Source organism: Halorubrum sp. SD612 (assembly GCF_002135005.1).
Genome location: NZ_NEWI01000284.1, coordinates 1 through 2,068, shown reverse-complemented (window position 1 = coordinate 2,068; position 2,068 = coordinate 1). Strand labels below are relative to the sequence as shown.

The 2,068-nt window shown below is 68.1% G+C and carries 1 protein-coding gene and 1 pseudogene; both read right to left on the bottom strand.

All coding sequences use genetic code 11. The annotated features are described in order from the left end of the window. Positions 1–253: DNA gyrase subunit A (locus tag B9G38_RS16455; protein WP_303646248.1), on the bottom strand; the 253-nt coding region annotated here is incomplete at its 3' end. Continuing rightward, positions 250–2,031: pseudogene (locus B9G38_RS16450) on the bottom strand (DNA gyrase subunit B); the annotation flags it as partial. The gene B9G38_RS16455 and the pseudogene B9G38_RS16450, both read right to left, overlap by 4 nt. Positions 2,032–2,068 lie beyond the last annotated feature (37 nt).

The window sequence follows — 2,068 nt, the reverse complement described above, 5'->3', positions numbered from 1 at the left end:
CCATCGTCTCGCCGACGACGGAGGAGGACTTGCGGTGCGCGGAGTTGCTCGTTACGCCCGCCTCGTTCATCGCGAAGAGGATCCGGCGGTGGACGGGTTTGAGCCCGTCGCGCACGTCGGGGAGCGCGCGACCCGCGATGACGGACATCGCGTAGTCGATGTACGACTGCTCCATCTCGTCTTCGATGCGGGCGTTCGTCACCTGTGCTGCGCGGACGTCGCCGGGGTCGGCGTCGGGAGTCTCCGAGCTCATATGTCCACCCACTCCGCTTCGGTCGCGTGCTCCTTGATGAACTGCTTGCGCGGCTCGACCGCGTCACCCATCAGCACGTTGAACATGCGGTCCGCGGCGGCCGCGTCGTCGATGGTGATGCGCTTGAGCCGGCGGTTCGTCGGGTCCATCGTGGTGTCCCACAGCTGGTCGGGGTTCATCTCGCCGAGCCCCTTGAACCGCTGGACCTGCGTGGGGTTGCCGTCGCACTCCTCTTCGACGATGCGGTCGCGCTCCGCCTCGGTCATGGCGTCGTACGTCTCGCCGCGGTACCGGACGCGGTACAGCGGGGGCTGGGCCGCGTACACGTAGCCGGCCTCCAGAAGTGGCTTCATGTGCCGATAGAGGAGCGTGAGGAGCAGCGTCCGGATGTGGGCGCCGTCGACGTCGGCGTCAGTCATCAGGATGATCTTGTTGTACCGGACGTCGTCGAGGTCGAACTCCTCGCCGATGCCCGCGCCGATCGCGGTGATCAGCGCGCGGATCTCGTCGTTCTCTAGGATGCGGTCGAGGCGGTGTTTCTCGACGTTGAGGATTTTCCCCTTCAGCGGGAGGATCGCCTGGTTCTCGCGGTTCCGGCCCTGCTTGGCCGAGCCGCCCGCGGAGTCGCCCTCGACGACGAACAGCTCCGCCTCGGTCGGGTCGCGGGTCTGGCAGTCCGCCAGCTTACCGGGGAGCGCGGTCGACTCCAGCGCCGACTTGCGGCGGGTGAGCTCCTCGGCCTTCTTCGCGGCCTTTCGCGCGCGCGCCGCCTCCGCGGCCTTGTGGACGACCTTCTCGGCGGTGTCGGGGTTCTCCTCGAAGAAGGTGCCGAGCTTCTCGTGGGTCGCGGACTCGACGACGCCGCGGACCTCGCTGTTGCCGAGTTTCGTCTTCGTCTGCCCCTCGAACTGCGGGTCCGGGTGTTTCACCGAGACGACCGCCGTGAGCCCCTCGCGAACATCTTCGCCCTTGAGGTTGGCGTCGAGGTCGTTGACGAGCCCCTGTTCGTTGGCGTAGTCGTTGACGGTCCGCGTGAGGGCGGTCTTGAAGCCGGTGAGGTGGGTGCCGCCCTCGCGGGTGTTGATGTTGTTGGCGAACGCGTGGACGGAGCCCTGGAGCTCCTCGGTCGCCTGCATCGCGACCTCGACGTGGACGCCGTCGGTCTCGCCCTCGAAGTAGATGACCTCCTCGTGGATCGGCGAGCGCGTCTCGTTGAGGTACTCGACGAACTCGCGGATGCCACCGTCGTAGCGGAACGTCTCCTCGCTGTCGTCGCGGTCGTCGGCCAGGCGGATCTCGACACCGGAGTTGAGGAAGGCGAGCTCGCGGAGTCGGTTCGCGAGCGTGGAGGTCTGGAACTCCGTCGTCTCGAATATCTCCTCGTCGGGCCAGAACCGGATCTCGGTCCCGGTCGACTCGCCGGCGTCCATGTCGCGGACGCGCTCGAAGCCGTCCTCGTCGGGTTCGCCGCGCGCGAACCGGTGGCGGAAGACGCCGCCGTCACGTTTGACCTCGACCTCGAGCCGCTCGGAGAGGGCGTTGACGACGCTGACGCCGACGCCGTGGAGCCCGCCGGAGACCTGGTACGACTTGGAGTCGAACTTCCCGCCGGCGTGGAGGACCGTCAGGATGACCTCGAGCGCGGGGCGGTCGTACTCCTCGTGGGTGTCGACGGGGATGCCGCGCCCGTCGTCGCTGACGGAGACGGAGCCGTCGCCGTGGATCCGTGCCTCGAGCTCCTCGACGTCCCCCTCGAGGGCCGCGGCGGTGGACGTGTCCGACCACCCCTAGCAGCGCTGGTGGAGCCGCCCAACG